This window comes from Methylobacterium sp. Leaf465, from assembly GCF_001424705.1.
Lineage (GTDB): Bacteria > Pseudomonadota > Alphaproteobacteria > Rhizobiales > Beijerinckiaceae > Methylobacterium.
This window is the reverse complement of the sequence record NZ_LMRA01000023.1, coordinates 384,131-399,309: the sequence shown is the minus strand read 5'-3', so window position 1 is coordinate 399,309 and position 15,179 is coordinate 384,131. Positions and strand designations below refer to the sequence as shown.

Annotated in this window: 20 protein-coding genes; 7 read left to right on the top strand and 13 right to left on the bottom strand. The window is 70.2% G+C overall.

Annotated elements, in window-relative coordinates; translation table 11 throughout:
• Positions 1–106: 106 nt before the first annotated feature.
• Positions 107–883, top strand: a complete 777-nt coding sequence (locus tag ASG51_RS14110) for an MOSC domain-containing protein (protein ID WP_056381420.1) — start codon at positions 107–109, stop codon at positions 881–883.
• On the opposite strand, the gene ASG51_RS14105 is transcribed toward ASG51_RS14110, so the two are convergent.
• Both ASG51_RS14105 and ASG51_RS14100 read right to left on the bottom strand, forming a co-directional pair.
• The gene (locus tag ASG51_RS14105; protein WP_056215210.1) at positions 880–1,155 is read right to left on the bottom strand and encodes a hypothetical protein; all 276 of its coding nucleotides are present in this window, start codon (positions 1,153–1,155) and stop codon (positions 880–882) included. The two genes, ASG51_RS14110 and ASG51_RS14105, sit on opposite strands and share 4 nt — an antisense overlap.
• A gap of 200 nt (positions 1,156–1,355) precedes the next feature.
• Entirely contained in the window at positions 1,356–1,565 is a 210-nt protein-coding gene (locus ASG51_RS14100; RefSeq protein WP_056215206.1) for a hypothetical protein, read from the bottom strand.
• A gap of 262 nt (positions 1,566–1,827) precedes the next feature.
• Here ASG51_RS14100 and argB point away from each other — a divergent pair, with 262 nt between their 5' ends.
• A complete protein-coding gene (argB, locus tag ASG51_RS14095; protein WP_055947887.1) occupies positions 1,828–2,724 on the top strand; it encodes an acetylglutamate kinase in 897 nt (298 codons plus the stop codon).
• Positions 2,725–2,745: 21 nt separating this feature from the next.
• Here the strand turns inward: argB and ASG51_RS14090 are convergent, their stop codons facing one another.
• From ASG51_RS14090 to ASG51_RS14075, 4 genes are read right to left on the bottom strand one after another with little or no spacing between them, the layout of a single operon-like run.
• Positions 2,746–4,467, bottom strand: a complete 1,722-nt coding sequence (locus ASG51_RS14090; RefSeq protein ID WP_056275600.1) for a SpoIIE family protein phosphatase — start codon at positions 4,465–4,467, stop codon at positions 2,746–2,748.
• Positions 4,464–5,324, bottom strand: coding sequence for a diguanylate cyclase (locus ASG51_RS14085; protein ID WP_056381418.1), 861 nt, complete (start codon positions 5,322–5,324; stop codon positions 4,464–4,466). The genes ASG51_RS14090 and ASG51_RS14085 overlap by 4 nt, the downstream gene beginning before the upstream one ends.
• Positions 5,321–5,707 (bottom strand): DUF1987 domain-containing protein, encoded by a 387-nt coding sequence (locus ASG51_RS14080; protein WP_056215197.1) that lies wholly within the window; start codon positions 5,705–5,707, stop codon positions 5,321–5,323. Before ASG51_RS14080 ends, ASG51_RS14085 begins: the two co-directional genes overlap by 4 nt.
• 14 nt (positions 5,708–5,721) lie before the next feature.
• Entirely contained in the window at positions 5,722–6,276 is a 555-nt protein-coding gene (locus ASG51_RS14075) for a SiaB family protein kinase (protein WP_056381416.1), read from the bottom strand.
• A 406-nt stretch (positions 6,277–6,682) separates the two neighbouring features.
• Here ASG51_RS14075 and ASG51_RS14070 point away from each other — a divergent pair, with 406 nt between their 5' ends.
• Together ASG51_RS14070 and ASG51_RS14065 are read left to right on the top strand one after the other, a co-directional pair.
• Positions 6,683–7,411 carry a pyrimidine 5'-nucleotidase gene (locus tag ASG51_RS14070; RefSeq protein WP_056215191.1) on the top strand — a complete coding sequence of 243 codons (729 nt, stop codon included), beginning with the start codon at positions 6,683–6,685 and terminating at the stop codon, positions 7,409–7,411.
• Complete coding sequence (locus tag ASG51_RS14065; protein ID WP_056381413.1) at positions 7,408–7,827, top strand: metallopeptidase family protein; 420 nt, start codon at positions 7,408–7,410, stop codon at positions 7,825–7,827. The genes ASG51_RS14070 and ASG51_RS14065 overlap by 4 nt, the downstream gene beginning before the upstream one ends.
• A gap of 4 nt (positions 7,828–7,831) precedes the next feature.
• Here the strand turns inward: ASG51_RS14065 and ASG51_RS14060 are convergent, their stop codons facing one another.
• The 5 genes from ASG51_RS14060 to ASG51_RS14040 all read right to left on the bottom strand — a co-directional run bounded on the left by ASG51_RS14060 (position 7,832) and on the right by ASG51_RS14040 (position 11,774).
• Entirely contained in the window at positions 7,832–9,070 is a 1,239-nt protein-coding gene (locus tag ASG51_RS14060) for a hypothetical protein (protein WP_056381412.1), read from the bottom strand.
• Between the two features lie 111 nt (positions 9,071–9,181).
• Entirely contained in the window at positions 9,182–9,709 is a 528-nt protein-coding gene (locus tag ASG51_RS14055) for a DUF2937 family protein (RefSeq protein ID WP_056381409.1), read from the bottom strand.
• 67 nt (positions 9,710–9,776) lie between these two features.
• The gene (locus tag ASG51_RS14050) at positions 9,777–10,064 is read right to left on the bottom strand and encodes a hypothetical protein (RefSeq protein ID WP_056381406.1); all 288 of its coding nucleotides are present in this window, start codon (positions 10,062–10,064) and stop codon (positions 9,777–9,779) included.
• A gap of 5 nt (positions 10,065–10,069) precedes the next feature.
• Complete coding sequence (locus tag ASG51_RS14045) at positions 10,070–11,071, bottom strand: hypothetical protein (RefSeq protein WP_056215174.1); 1,002 nt, start codon at positions 11,069–11,071, stop codon at positions 10,070–10,072.
• A gap of 13 nt (positions 11,072–11,084) precedes the next feature.
• A complete protein-coding gene (locus ASG51_RS14040) occupies positions 11,085–11,774 on the bottom strand; it encodes a YoaK family protein (RefSeq protein ID WP_056381404.1) in 690 nt (229 codons plus the stop codon).
• Between the two features lie 168 nt (positions 11,775–11,942).
• Between ASG51_RS14040 and ASG51_RS14035 the strand changes: the two genes are divergently transcribed.
• The 3 genes from ASG51_RS14035 to ASG51_RS14025 are packed head-to-tail and all read left to right on the top strand — an operon-like array spanning position 11,943 to position 13,917.
• Entirely contained in the window at positions 11,943–12,371 is a 429-nt protein-coding gene (locus ASG51_RS14035; RefSeq protein ID WP_056381401.1) for a response regulator, read from the top strand.
• A 51-nt stretch (positions 12,372–12,422) separates the two neighbouring features.
• Positions 12,423–12,785, top strand: a complete 363-nt coding sequence (locus ASG51_RS14030; RefSeq protein WP_056381400.1) for a hypothetical protein — start codon at positions 12,423–12,425, stop codon at positions 12,783–12,785.
• A 55-nt stretch (positions 12,786–12,840) separates the two neighbouring features.
• Positions 12,841–13,917 (top strand): ROK family protein, encoded by a 1,077-nt coding sequence (locus ASG51_RS14025; RefSeq protein ID WP_056215160.1) that lies wholly within the window; start codon positions 12,841–12,843, stop codon positions 13,915–13,917.
• 14 nt (positions 13,918–13,931) lie between these two features.
• On the opposite strand, the gene ASG51_RS14020 is transcribed toward ASG51_RS14025, so the two are convergent.
• Positions 13,932–14,543 (bottom strand): DUF2939 domain-containing protein, encoded by a 612-nt coding sequence (locus tag ASG51_RS14020; RefSeq protein WP_056215156.1) that lies wholly within the window; start codon positions 14,541–14,543, stop codon positions 13,932–13,934.
• A gap of 14 nt (positions 14,544–14,557) precedes the next feature.
• On the bottom strand, positions 14,558–15,115 hold the full coding sequence (locus ASG51_RS14015; protein WP_056381597.1) for an RNA pyrophosphohydrolase: 558 nt from the start codon (positions 15,113–15,115) through the stop codon (positions 14,558–14,560).
• Between the last annotated feature and the right edge of the window lie 64 nt (positions 15,116–15,179).

Genomic DNA, 15,179 nt, shown 5'->3' with positions numbered 1-15,179 from the left:
TTCGAGATGTAGTGTTGCAAATCGGCACCACAAGGGTGTGGAGCGCGATGGCAGGCGGCCGGCCGCGGGCTTGCGCCCGGATGCCTTTCAGGGGCACGCTCGGCGCATGACGGACACGCCCAGCCTGCGCCTCGACGCCCTGCATCGCTACCCCGTCAAGGGGCTCTCGCCCGAGCCGATGGACCATGCGACCTTGACGGCGGGTGACTACTTTCCGGGCGACCGCCTGTTCGCGGTGGAGAACGGCCCATCGGGCTTCGACCCGGCTGCCCCGGTGCACCAGCCCAAGATCAAGTTCCTGATGCTGATGCGCGACGAGGCGCTGGCGCAGCTCGACACGCGCTACGATCCCGAGGACGGGACGCTGACGATCCGCCAGGGTGGCGCGATCGCGGCCCGTGGCGACCTCGCCCAGCCGGAGGGACGGGCCGCCATCGAAGACTTCCTCACCCGCACCATGCCCGGATCCCTGCGAGGCCCAGCCCGCATATTGTCGGCACCGGCCGGTTATCGCTTCACGGATTCCCCGCGCGGGTTCGTCTCGCTTCTCAACCTCGCCAGCGTCGCGGCACTCGAGACCATGACCGGCGCGGCGGTGGACCCCCTTCGCTTCCGGGCGAACCTCCACGTCACGGGCCTCACCCCCTGGGCCGAGCTCGATCTCGTCGACCGCACGCTGACGACGGAGGGCGGCGTGCGCCTGCGCATCCACAAGCGCACTCAGCGCTGCGCGGCGACCAATGTCGACCCGGTCACGGGTCAGCGCGATCTCGCAATCCCCCGCACGCTCGCGCAGCATCTCGGCCACACGGATTGCGGTGTCTACGCGGAGGTGCTGGAGGGCGGCGTGCTGACGGTGGGCGAGGCTCTCACCCTGGCCTAGATCGCGTCGCGGTGCACGAGGACGATGGCGGCGGCGTACCCGGCCCGGCGCAGATGGCGCAGGTCCGCGTGACGGCGCTCGCAGGTGACCTTGAGGTAGCGGCTCTCGCCTGCGGTCAGGCCCGTGGCGGCCGCGGCGGTCTGCCCGTGCATCAGGCACTCCATGGGGGTGCGGGCAGGGGCGACCATGACGTCGAGGGCGGTGTCGCGGGAGCAATCCTTGGCGAGGAGCGTCGCGGCACAGACGAGGGCGACGGAGAGCAGTTCAGACATGACGGACCCCTTGTTCGAGATGGCGAATAAGGTCCGCGGTGTGGCTCCGGCGTGTGAGCGGCCGCGTGATCGTTGCCTTGGTGTTCCCCGTATCGTTGTTGTCGTTGGAGAGGGCGAAGCACGGCGTGTGCCAGCGTCGTGTCCCAGGAGGCGCGGATCACCGTCCTACGAGGATGGGGCCGCCATTGGCGCGACCTCGGTCAGCGGCGAATCTGCAACCAATGCGGCTCGGGCTCGGATCGCGGCAGGACGGCCGCGACGGCGTCGAGATCGACGGTGAATTGTTCGGTCAGGAGGCGCCAGACCTCGGATGGGGAGGCCGCCTGCGGGTTGAGCTGGTCGACCGCGCTGGCGATGTGGTGCGGGCTCAACAGGGTGGGACGCGGATGGTACGGATCGGCATTCAGCATGGTGCAGGATCCCCGGCGACTTTCCGATCATGGTTCGTCAACCTTAAGGAACCCTTACCGGTGAGCGGTTGCAACCCCGTTCTCGATGCCTCCGCGAAATGGTTCCACGCGCTCCGGCAGCGCCGTCACGCGATGGGGGCCGACAATACCCGGCATCGCCGCGTGAAATTCATTTCCCCGCTGCTTCGCACCGTCGCGATGCTGCGCTAGAAGCCCGGCGTCGCGCGCGGTGCCCGACGCGCCATCGAGGACGAGCCCCACGATGAAAGAACCGCTGCCCAACGTCCATGTGCGCGCCGAGGTCCTGGTCCAGGCCCTGCCGCACATGCAGCGCTACGACCAGGAGATCGTGGTCATCAAGTATGGCGGCCACGCCATGGGAGACCGGGCGGCGGCGGAGGATTTCGCCGAGGATATCGTGCTCCTGGAGCAGTCCGGCCTGAAGCCGATCGTGGTCCATGGCGGCGGCCCGCAGATCGGGCGGATGCTCGGCCGGCTCGGCATCGAATCGGAATTCCGCGGCGGGCTGCGCGTCACCGACGAGGCCACCGTCGAGGTGGTCGAGATGGTCCTGGCCGGCTCGATCAACAAGCAGATCGTCGGCTGGATCTCGGCCGAGGGCGGTCGCGCCATCGGCCTCTGCGGCAAGGACGGCAACATGGTGCGGGCCCGCAAGGCCACCCGGACCATCATCGATCCCGAGAGCCAGACCGAGCAGGAGGTCGATCTCGGCCTCGTGGGCGAGCCCGAGCACGTCGAGCGCGGCGTTCTCGACGCGGTGCTGAAGGCCGAGCTGATCCCGGTCCTGGCTCCCGTGGCCTTCGGGGCGGACGGCCAGACCTACAACGTCAATGCCGACACCTTCGCGGGCGCGATCGCGGGGGCGCTGCGGGCCAAGCGCCTGCTGCTGCTCACCGATGTTCCTGGGGTGCTCGACAAGGACAAGAAGCTCATCCCCGAGCTGTCGATCGACGATTGCCGCCGGCTCATCGCCGACGGCACCATCACGGGCGGCATGATCCCGAAGGTGGAGACCTGCATCTACGCCCTGGAGCAGGGCGTCGAGGCGGTGGTCATCCTCGACGGCAAGGTCAGCCACGCGGTGCTGCTGGAGCTGTTCACCGATTACGGTGCCGGCACCCTGATCCGTCGGGGCTGAACTCCCTCCCCTGCCTCGCGCTCAGGTCGCGCGGGGCAGCGTCCGCGGCCGGAAGGCCACCAGGGTCATGTCGTCCCGACGCGTCTCCTCGCCGCGATAGGCGGTGAGCGCCGCATCGAGGATCGTCACCTGCTCCGCCAGGGGCGCCGCCTGATGGTTGCCCAGGATCTCGGTCACGCCGCGATGGCCGAGGAGGCGTCGGGCCGATCCGGCACCGCCCATCTGGTCGGTGATGCCGTCCGTCATCAGGTAGAAGGTCGTCCCGGGGGCAACGCGCAGGCGCGTCTCCTCGACGGCGAAGCGTTCGCCCGGCCGCTGCGGATAGCCGAGGCCGCGCTTGGCGCCGCGGATGCGGGTCACCGCCGCGCCTTCGAGGGTGGTCAGGGCCGAGCCGGCGCCGGCGAAGCGGATCTCGGCCGCGGCCGGGTCCCAGACGCAGAGGCCGCAATCGAGGCCGTCGTCGGATTCCGATCCCCGTCCGTCCTGGCGCAGCTGGGTCCGCACCATGCCGTCGAGGGCCTCCAGGATGGCGGCCGGATCGCGCAGGCCGCGCTCGTGAATCAGACGGTCGAGGGCGGTGGCGACGATGAGGGTCAGGAAGGCGCCCGGAACACCGTGCCCGGTGCAGTCGGCCACCAGCAGGATGCCGAGGCCGTCGATCTCCTCGAGCCAGAAGTAATCGCCCCCGACCAGGTGCAGCGGCTCCCAGAGCACCGCCACCTCGAGGCCCGTGCCGTCGAGGGCCGACCGGTCGGGCAGCACCGAACTTTGGATGCGGCGGGCGTAGCCGATGCTCTCCATCACCAGGTGGTTGGCCTGGGCCAGCTTGTGGTGCGCCTGCTCCAGCTGCTGCAGGAGCTGCTTGGCCTCGTCGCCGGCGCGGAGTCCGTCGACCATGCGGTTGAAGGCTTGGGAGATGACGTCGATCTCGTTGCTGGCGCGGAAGGCGCCATCGAGCTCCACTGGCACCCAGCGCTTGTGCTCGACCTCTCGCATGGCCAGCAGCAGGCGCTTCAGGGGGGCCAGCACGTGCCGCCGCACGTTGGCGTGCAGGGTCAGCACGAAGGCGAGCATCAGGATCAGGCTGGTGACGACGGCGAGGATCGCCTGCTTCTCGGCGTTGCCGCGGAGGGCCTCGGCCGAGATCGACAGGGTCAGGTGCCCCACCGGGGGGGCGACCGGGCCGGCAAAGAGATCCGCCTGCGTGGTGATCTGCTCGAAGGACCGCCCGCGCTTCGGCTCGCCCAGCGTCATCACCACGGTGCCGGCGGCGTCGCGCAGGGTCGCCGCGCGGAAGGCCGGGTCGAGGGTCAGGGCCTCCATCGGGCGGCGATAGACCTCCGGGCTGCCGCTCCAGCCGGGGCCGGCGATGGCCTTGGCGGTCAGGGACGCCATCAGGCCTGCGCGCTCGGTGTAGAGGTGGAGCTGGTCGCGATAATTGACCCAGGCGATGCCGATCTGCGTCACCAGGACGACCACCGCGATCACGGGATAGATCCGCAGGAAGAGGGTGTGGGCGAGGCTGTCGAGGTCACGCCCCTGGGCCGCGCCGCGCAGGGCGCCCGGACGCATCGCGCCCGGCTCGCCGGTCGGGACATCGACGAAGCCAGCCGCGCTGAGGAAATCGCTGCTGCGCCGCGGGCCGGCGCCGCGCAGGGACCCGCCGCGTCCCTCACCGGAGGCAGGCCTGCTGCCGGCGGACGCGCCGGGGGCGGCTCCGAGGGCCGGGGTCTCGGCGGTCATGGCCGAATCGCGGCGCTGGAGGCGTCCGGCGCGCCGGGCCTCAGCGCGATACGATTGCGACCGCAATCCTTGGCCGCGTAGAGGGCCGCGTCGGCCCGCTGCATGGCGCTCTCCAGGGTTTCGCCCGGCTCGGACTGGGCGACGCCGATGCTCACGGTGATCCGCATGGCGGCATCCATCATGGGCACCGGCGTGGCGGCAACGGCCTCGCGCAGGCGTTCCGCGAAGGCCGCGGCGCCCTCCAGGCCGGTATCGGACAGGACGATGGCGAACTCTTCGCCGCCCGTGCGGCCGATGAAGTCGAGGGTGCGCAGGTGCGCTCGACAGATCGCGACGAAGGAGACCAGCGCGGCGTCGCCGGCCGCGTGGCCGAAGCTGTCGTTGAGGAGCTTGAACCGGTCGAGATCGAGGATGAGGATGGAGACCGGGGCGCCGCTGCGGGCGTGGCGCAGCCATTCGCGCGCCGCGACCTCCATGAAGCGGCGACGCGCCAGGGCACCCGTCAGGTCGTCGGTATCGGCCAGACGCCGCAGCTCGGCCTCGAGCCGGGTGCGGTGCTCGATCTCACCGGACAGGGCGGCATTCAGGGCCTGGAGATCCCGGCGCTGATCGGCGAGGCGCTGGTTCGCCTTCTGCAGGTCGAGCTGCATCCGGTCGCTCATCCGGACCAGCCTCTGCTGCTCGCGAAAGCCCCGGCGATAGGCGTCGGCCAGCGCCTGGACGCCGCCGGCGACGTCCGAGAGCCCCGACAGCATCGCCTCGGTGCGGGTCAGCACCGCTTCCTCGGCGTCGTAGAGGCTGAAGGAATCAGCTGGTTCGGAGGCCGCGCCTCCGACGGCCCTGATCGCGCGGGTCATGCGGCCTCCCTCACCATCTCGAACCGCGCGTAGGAGAAATCGGCGGCGAAGTCCTCGCCCGCCTCCTCGATGGTCTCGTCACCATCGGCGAACCGCCAGCGCACCGTGACCGCGCGCCCTTCCTCGGCGGCGTCCTCGAGGGGCATGAACAGGTTCATCAGCGCTTTGGCGCTCGACGAGTTGAAGTAGGCCAGCCCGACCTCGAACACGATCGGGGTCGCGGAGGTGTCCGCCAGGTAGGCGCGCAGGGCCTGGAGCAGGGGGCCGAAGAAGGCGGCCGCATCCTCGGGGTAGGATTCGCCGTGCAGGGACAGGTGCCCGGTCGCGAAGTCGAAATCGACCCGCGGCGAGCGGTCCGTGGCGGCAAGCTGGATTCGGTCCATCGGTGGTCGGCCCGTCAGATATAGGCTTTGAGGCAGAAGAAGCTGCGCCCGGAGCCGAGCGCCTGGAAGTCGTACTCGACTGGGGCGCTGGAACGCCGTGCGATCTCGATCAAGCCGATGCTGCCGCCGAGGCTTCCCTCGTCCGGTGGCTGGCGGAGCTTCTCGCGGTAATACGCCTTCAATTCGTCGCTGTTCAGGCTCGCGATGTGGTCGAGGCGGGCGCGCAGGGGCGGGACGTCGGGATCGGGCAACTCGTTTCCGCAGACGACGTAGAAGCGTCCCGCCTCCATGCCGACGACGATCACTCCGTTGCTGATCAGGCTCGCCTGCGGACCGGACGGCTTCACGACCTTGTCGGCGGAGTAGCGGATGACGTTCTGGGCCTGCTCGACGAAGATCGCGAAGACCCGCTTGGCCACCGACGCATCGGTCTCGCCCTGGCTCATGCGCAACTTGAGCACTTCGCCGAGAGAGAACAGGACATTCTCCGAGATGTCGCCGCCGAAGGAGAGGATCACGCCCTGGCGCCGGGACGCATCGAAGAAGTTCATGAAATCGCGTGCGAGCAATGCAATTTCTCCCGCCTCACGGGGCCGGCAGCAGACTTGGACGTCGCGCAATACCGCTCTGATCGAATAGCTCGTCATTCGTATATGTGGAGTTAATCTGGCCTTTTCATCACGTCTTTCCGCCAGCAAGCAGAATAGCGCCAGGACTAGGACTAAGCTGCCTATTTCGAATCCACACAGGACTAATTCTGCCTAACCACTGATCACTCCATCTCGGGTGCGTGTGGAGAGGCGGTCGTCAACGAACCGGTCGGACGAGGTGGACCCAGGGTACGGTTGGGGGAATGCTTGCGGGATGCCGACGGCCATGCTCTGAAAAGCACGCGCCCCGCTTCCCTTCGCGGTGTCCGGTCCCCATCTCGAACGGCCGGGCTTCGCGGCCCACCCAGAACCACATCGACCGACCTTGTTTCTGCCCGGCGAACCCCACTTCACCACCGCCCAATCCCGCGGCTTTCGTCAGGTCGACACCTGGGTGTTCGATCTCGACAACACGCTCTATCCGAGCGACGCCCGCGTCTGGCCGCAGGTGGACGAGCGCATCACCCTCTACGTCATGCGCCTCTACGGACTCGACGGTCTCTCGGCTCGGGCGCTACAGAAGTATTTCTACCATCGCTACGGGACGACCCTGAAGGCGCTGATGGTGGAGTCGGCCATCGATCCGCACGACTTCCTCGACTTCGCCCACGATATCGACCATTCGTCGATCCGCCTCGACCCGGCGCTGGGCGCTGCCATCGAGCGCCTGCCCGGCCGCAAGCTCATCCTCACCAACGGATCGCGCCGGCACGCCGAGAACGTGGCGGCCAAGCTCGGCATCCTCGACCACTTCGAGGACGTGTTCGACATCGCCGATGCCGATTTCATTCCGAAGCCCGAGCGCTCCACCTACGAGCGGTTCCTGAAGCGCCACGGCGTGGAGCCGCGCCGGGCGGCCCTGTTCGAGGACATCGCCCGCAACCTGATCGTGCCGCACGACATCGGCATGTCCACGGTGCTGGTGGTGCCTCCGACGATCGACCCCTTCCGGGAAGCCTTCGAGCAGGAAGCCGTGCGCGAACCGCATATCGACCACATCACCAGCGATCTCGCCGGCTTCCTGGCGGAGCGCGTGTTGCCGGAACTCCCGTGAGCGGCGGCGAACCGGCCTGGACGTCGGCTCGGGCACCGGACCTCGGTGCGATCGAGGATCTGGCGTATGCGGCCTTCGCCAATCTGCCCCTGGCATTCCGGAATCTCTGCGCCGGCCTCGTGATTCACGTGGAGGACTTCCCCGACGAGGAGACCCTGCGGGAGATGGATTGCGAGAGCCCCTTCGATCTCCTCGGCCTGTTCCGTGGGATCGGTCTCGCCCAAAGCGGCGAGGCGGCGACCGGACAGATGCCGAATCAGGTCTGGCTCTACCGTCGCCCCCTGCTCGACGACTGGGCCGAGCATGACGAGACCCTCGGCCACCTCGTCACGCACGTCCTCGTCCACGAGATCGGGCACCATTTCGGCCTCTCCGACGCCGATATGGAGGCGATCGAGGCGGCTGCGGACGCCTGAGGCGTCAGGCCTTCTGGGCGGACGGCAACAGGCTGGCCTTGGGCCGGCGGGTGCGGAACTGCCCGCGCTCCACCGCGACGAAAACCAGGACCGCGAGCGCCAGGGTGGTGAGCCACCACATCACCGTCATCCCGACGCCGATGCAGGCGATGAGGAAGGCCGAGGCGAAGGCCGCCATGGCGCCGGGCACCAGCACCGATGCCTCTCGACCCGCGCGGCGGATCGCGGCGTGCAGGGCGAAGGCAGCCGCGAAGGCCCCGACGAGGCCGAGTTCGTACCAGAGCTCGAACAGCAGGGTCCGCGGCGCGTTCATCGGCAACAAGTTGACGTAACGACCTCGCAGGGCCGTCTCGAGGCCGTGCCCGGTGACGAGCCGCAGCGGTTCGCTGGTCACGATGGTCTGCCAAGCCTTGAGGCTCAGGACGCCGGGCGCACGCCCGCCGAACACCGTCGCACCGATCGGCCGGGCGATGAAGGGCAGGACCGGTCCCAACACCAGCAGGGTGGCCGCCGTGACGCCGAGGAGGCGCGGCGCGCGCATGGGCCGGAAGGCCGCGAGCGCGAAGGCGACCGCCCCCACCGCCAAGGCGACCAGGGTTGTCGGACCGGGCGAGACCAGGAGTGCGACCGAGACGAGCAGGGCGAGCCCGAGGGCCTCGCTGTTGCGCCCGCGCGAGCGGAGCCACGAGACGGCCGGCCAGACGAACAGGATGAGCAGGATCAGGCCCCGGTCGAGGATCGCGTCCTCGTCGGGTCCGAGGAGCCCCTGTCCGAACGGCCCCTGCCCCGTGAGCCCAAGCCCGATGGCGAAGATGGCCGCCGCCGCCACGCCCACCGGCAGGAGATAGAGGTTTGCCGAGCGCATGCGGTCCGGCAGAGCGAGGTAGGCCGCCATCGTCATGAGAAGCGTGGCGATGACGTTGAGAAGCCGTTCGGTGGCGAGGCTCAGAAACGGCGTCCAGACCAGCGACAGGGCCGACCAGAGGATCACCAGGCAGCCGGCCAGGAAGGCGGGCGAGCGCAGCAGGCGCGAGGAGGCCGGGCGGACCGGTCGCGCGCGGCCGTCGATGGCGCTCGCCAGGAGCAGGAGTGCGATGGAGATCGGCGCGAGGATGACCACCGCGCGGCGGGCGACCTGCGCCGCCACCGGCATGATCACGAACAGGCCGATGAAGCCGATGCGACGCAACAGGGCGGCGGCATCGATGGCTGGGTCGACCGAGGTGGAAGGAACGCGCGCCATGGGTTCGAAGGAGGCCGTGAAACGGCGCCAGGATGAGGCCCGCGCGCTAACCGTCAGACCCTAGTGCAGCCGCGGGAGCCGCGCTGTAGACGCCGGGCAACAGTCGCGTCCTCACGCCGGTCGGGTCATGGACTGCCGGCCACGACCCGCCAGGAGCCACCGACCGAGATCGGCGAGGATGCGCCAGCCGGCCCAGGTGGCCAGGAAGCCGAGCAGGCCGGCGGTCAGGCCGTCGACGGTGGTGGGGATCGCCGGAGTGTAGTCCTGGTAGGTGGCCCGCGCGAGGGCGAGGTCGGGATCGCGCATCAGGGCCACGACGCGGCCGAGGGGGCCGCCGGCCTCCGCGAGCTCCCGGCGCTGCCGCTCAAGGGCGGCGAGGCGCACGATATCCTGGCACGCCGCCTCGCCGCGCCGGGCGACGAGAGGGTCGCCGTCGCCGCGCAGGCGTGCCACCGCATCGTCGCGACTGCGGCCGGTGGCAACGGCATCAGCCTCGAAACCGGAGACCACGCGGCGCAGTTCGTCCAGGGTGCCGCCGAGCCGTTGGGCATATTGCTGGGCGAATTCCGGCGCCTGCGCCGCCAGCGCGCCGCCGAGGAGTCCGAGGGCAAGCCCCAGGGTGCGTAGGACGCGAAACACGGGCCTCTCCGCGCGGGTGGCAATGGGGGACAAGGGCCCGACGGCGCGGCGGGTTCCGGCGCCCCGCTCAGCCCCGCGACGCCGTCCCCTCCCCGGCGAACGCCGCGGCGATGTCCGCTTCGGTCACGTCGGGCAGGGGGCGGCCTACCTTCAGGGCGCGGGTCGGGAGCCCGGGGGCGAGGATCAGGATGACGGTCTCGATACCCGGGCAGGCCGGGTCGGCACAGACGATCTCGCTCGCCTTGACGGTGATGGCCTCTTCGAGACCGCCGCAGCGGCGGACCCAATCGACGATCGCCGCGCGGGCCTCCTGATCCGCCGGCGGGCGGCGGTTGCCGAAGCCGAACAGAGCCATCGGGGTCAGGCCGGGAGAGTCAGGAGGCCGGCCTGCCCGTCGGCGCAGCCGAAGGCGAGGCGGCTGCCGCGCCCATCCCAGGCCAGGGCCGAGATGGCGCTGCCCTTCACCGCGGGCCGGACCAGCAGTTCCGAGGCGTCGGCGAAGCGCACGAGCAGGATGCAGCCGTCCTCGTAGCCGATGGCCAGGACCAGGGCCTTGGGGTGGAACGCCACCCGCGAGACCCGGGCGGGCCGCACGCCGCACTCGCGGGGTGCCTTGCCGGTGGGGCCTTCCTTGGAATCAAAGGGCCAGACGATGGCGGCCTCGGCGCCGCTGGTCGCGAGCCAGTGTCCGTCGCCCGACCAGGAGACCGAGCGCACCTTCGCAGGGTATCCCGACATCCGCATGTGGCCCCGGTCGGGTTGCAGACGCCAGCCGTGCAGGGAGTTCTCCTGCATCGTCGTCACGACGAACCGGCCGTCCGGCGACCAGGTCACGTCGATATGCGAGCCCTTCCACTCGATGAAGTCGGGCGCGGTGTCGAGGTTGGGGTACCAGAGGGTGGCGCCGTTGTAGTGCGCCACCGCGAGACGGTAGCCCTTGGGCGCGAAGGCGAGGCCGCGGGCGGTGGAGGGCGCCGCGAAGGTTTTCTCCCGCCCCTTCGCGTCGCGGGCGACGACATTGCGGCCGGCCGCATAGGCGAGGCCGCCCTCGGGATGCAGGGCAAGGGCGTCGATCCAGGCACCGTTCTTTGCGCGGGCGACCTCGACGACGTCGCCCGCGTCGGAGGTCGCCACCACCCGGCCATCGTCGCCGCCGGTGACGAGGCGGCGGCCGTCGCCGGCCGCCACCAAGATGCCGGCCTCCGGATGCGCCTCGACCCGGCGGAGTTCGGCGCCGGAGGCCAGGAGCACGCCGCCGTCCCCGAGGGCGAGGGCCAGGGTGTCCTTCAACCAGACCGTGGCGGTGACGTGGGCACCGGCCGCCAGCGGCGTCACGTGATCGAGGAGGGAGGGGACACTCATCGCAACGGGTCTCTCAACCAGGGGCTCGCGGGCTCACTTGGCGACGGCGGCCTTCGCCGGCGCCGCGCGCCGTCAGGACCGTCGCGACGAGCGCGAGGAGGCCGGCGATGCCGGCGGGAATGGCGAGGGCATACAACGCCAGCCTTCCGTAGGCGACCGTTCCGGCCACGGATCCGACGAGGAGCGCGAGCCAGACGACGCCGTCGCCGATCCAGGCGGTGCGCGCACCGCGCCGGGCGAGCGCCAGGGCGAGCTTCTGGCCGAACCCGAACAGGGCGCCGGTCACGAAGGTGGTCCCGGCCCGGAAGCCCTGGACATGGGACAGCACAGCGTTCTGCGCGCCCATCGCCAAGGCCAGCATCAGCGAGGCGATGCCGGAATCCGGCGCGGCCGTGGCGGCCTCGAAGGCGGCGCCGACGATCGCGGTCTCGAAGCCGAGGATGACCGGGGTGACCCAGCGCGCGGGCGTCAGGGCCGAGAGGCCGCCGCCGCAGATGCCGCCCGTGAGGAAGGCCGCAATCAGCAGGGCCGGTAGAAGAGCGTGGTGCGGGTCGCCGTGCCCGAGGGAGACCGCGAACTGGGTCGTGTTCCCGCTCATGAACGAGGTGTAGAGGCCGCCGAGCCTGATGAACCCGAGGGCGTCCACGTAGCCGGCCAGGGCCGTGAGGACGAGGCCGAAGCCGAGATGCCAGGGACGGGTCATGGACGCAACGCGCACCCGCTCACCGGCACCGCCGCAGGGTTAAAGCTTCGCTTACCAAGTCCGCGCAATTGGAGTGATCGGCGGCGAACGATGCGCCTCGGCGACCCGTTTGTCTTGCGATCCGGCTCGGCCCCCAGGGGCTCACGCCGGATGAGTAGGAGTTGCGTCATGATTTCCTTCGCCTGCGCCTTTCCCGCCCATCCCGCCTTCAACCCGCGCGCCGCCGCCGAGACCGTCCTGGTGGTCGAGGATGAAGCCATGGTCTGCGAGCTCGCCGCCGAGGCGCTGCTCGACGAGGGCTACCGCGTCCTCACCGCCGCCGATGCCGACGCGGCGGAGAACATCCTGGCGCGGGAGCGCGTCGACCTGCTCTTCACCGATATCGATCTGGCCCGCAACACGAACGGGATCGCCCTGGCGCATCGCGCGCGCCGCTACTTGCCGAACCTGCCGGTGGTCTACACCTCCGGTGGACGCGGCCACCTCTCGCAGGCCGAGGCCGTCACCCAATCCGTCTTCGTTCCGAAGCCCTACCGCCTGAGCCATCTCGTGGCCCTCGCCAACGAGATCCTGCGTCCCCACCCCCACCACGGTTGAGACCGGACCGCGCGCGGCGCGGGTTCGGCCGCCGGAGCCCGGAGCCTTCCCATGCGCAATCTGTTCCTCCCTCCCCTCGTCCTCCTGGCCGGCACGGCGACGGCCTCGGCCGCCTGCGACGTGAAGGGCGCCAAGCTTGAGGAGGCCATCGCGGCCAAGGCCGAGCTGCGCGAGACGGCCAACAAGCAGACGGTGCGCGACCTGCGCACCCTGCGCGACGCGGCCATCGTGCTGGAGACCTACAAGTACGCCGCCGAGTGCGAGCGCTTGGTCGAGATCGTGCGGGCCCTCGCCGCGAACCCCGAGAAGACCATCGAGCGCGGCGGCGATACCGACGAGGACAAGGCCGAGGACCTGATGGAGGCCCGCGAGCCGAAAGCGCCGGCCCCGGCCGAAACCGCCAAGCCCAAATGAACGCGCCGTGCGTTGAGCTGCGCAGAACGACACGACGAGGGGCAAGCGGAGCGGCATGGCGAAGGACACTCAGATCCGCGAGGCGGGCATCGCGCACGCGGCGCAACGGCTGCCGTCGGTGGTGGTCGACGATTACAACATCGAGCTGAAGGACGGCGACGGCTTCATCGGCGACCGGGTTTCGAAGTCTGCGTTCCGCGAGATGCTGGAAGCGTGCCGGGAGCGCCTGCGCGCCGTGGGCGCCGATCCGCTGGGCGACAAGGCGAGCTGCGATTTCTCCAAGCGCCGCATCGACCAGATCCTCCTCGGCGAGGATCCCCTCGCCGCGGGCGTGGTGTTCAGCGCCATCGAGGACTTCGCGCAGGAACTCGCCCGCGTGGCCCGCCTCTTCCTCGGCCAGGACGGCTGGGAGGGAACGCAGGCGATCGTGGTTGGCGGCGGCTTCAGCGACAGCCGGGCCGGCCGCCTCGCGGTCGCGCGGGCGGGCTACCTTCTGCGCGCCGGGGGCCTCGGCATCACCCTCGAACCGATCCGGCACCATCCCGACGAGGGCGGCCTGATCGGCGCGGTGCACCTGGCGCCGTCCTGGATGTTCTCCGGATACGACAGCCTGCTGGCCGTCGACATCGGCGGCAGCAACATCCGCGCGGGCGTCGTGGTCACGAATCTGAGGAAGGCCGCGGACCTCTCGCGCAGCGAGGTCTGGCGCTCTGAGATCTGGCGCCATTGCGACGAGGACCCGATGCCGAGCCGCGACGAAGCGGTGGAGCGCCTCGTGGGCATGCTCGGCGACCTGATCCGCCGGGCGGACCGCGCCAGCCTGACGTTGGCTCCGTTCGTCGGCATCGGCTGTCCCGGCATGATCGAAGCCGACGGCACGATCGATCGCGGGGGCCAGAACCTGCCCGGCAACTGGGAGGGCCGTGACTTCAATCTCGCCGAGCGGGTGACGGCCGCGATCCCCCGGATCGGCGAGCATCCGACCATGGTTGTCATGCACAACGATGCCGTGGTGCAGGGCCTCAGCGAAGTTCCGCACCGGACGGACGTGACCCGATGGGGGGTACTCACCATCGGCACCGGCCTCGGCAACGCTCGGTTCACCAACCGCGGCACGGAGGACGAGATCTAGCCGCCGGGGCGGCCTCAGCGCGCCTTCGCGCCGGTGCGCGCGAAGGCCTGGGCGATGCGCTCGCGCAGCTCGTCGTTCAGCTCGATGTCGACGATGCGCCAGGTCCAGGCGCGCAGGCGCAGGCGGATCCGCAGGCGGCGGTCCCGGCCCGCCTCCGGCGGCACGCCGACGACCACGGTGCGGAAGCCCCGCATCTCGGAAGCGAGATAGAACGGGATCAGCCGGCGCAGGGTCTCGATCCGCAGGCCCCCGCCCCCCGATTTCTGCTCCGGCCCGTCGCGGCCGAATTCCACCGATTGCGGCCACCCGTCATCGAGGAGGTCGACGACCGTCCTGGGCGTGACCAGGGCCTCGGCGATCGGGATCGCCAGGGCCGCAGCGGCCTCTGCGATGCGCTGGCGCTCCCGGGGCTCCGCATCCGGCGCGGCGGGATCCCGCGCCTGGGCCGCCGCGGCGGCCTGTCGGATCACCGAGAGGCGCAGGGATCGGAAATTGACGTGCTGGGTGATGTAGTCGGTGTCGTGCGCCTGGACCGCGCGGGCGATGTCGTAGAGCGCCCAGAGCGGCGTCAGCGTGTACGCGAACCAGCCGAGCACCAAGAGGATCGGGATCGACCACCACCGCATCGGGCGTCAGGCCGTCACGCCGGGACGCGCCACGTCGTGAACCCGGAGAAAGCGTCGACCACGCCTTCGTAGACCGGCCGCTTGAAGGGCACGATCAGATCCGGCAACCCGGCGATCGGCTCCCAGCGCCAGGCATCGAACTCGGACGTGAAGGCACCGTTGCCCGGCGTTGCGACGTCGATCTCGTCGTCCGAACCGAGGAAGCCGAACGCGAACCACTTCTGCGTCTGGCCGCGGTAACGCCCCTTCCAGGCCTGCTTCAGCACCGTCGGCGGCAGGTCGTAGGAGAGCCATCCCGGGGTCTCGCCGAGGCGCACCACGGAGCCGGCCGAGACGTTGGTCTCCTCGTAGAGCTCCCGCAGGGCAGCGGCTTCCGGATCCTCCCCCTCGTCGATCCCGCCCTGGGGCATCTGCCAGGCCCGTCCGTCCGCCACGTGCTCCGGCCCGGCATCGGCCCGCCGCCGCCCGATGAAGACGAGACCGGCGCGCGAGATCAGCGTGATGCCGACGCAGGGACGGAAGGGAAGGTCGGCGCCGTCGGCGAACGGGGATGCGGTCATGGCGGCGACCATAGGCAGGCGGGGCATGTGCCGCAACGCACGAAACGGCGCCGCAGCGCAATTCCGAACCGGGTCG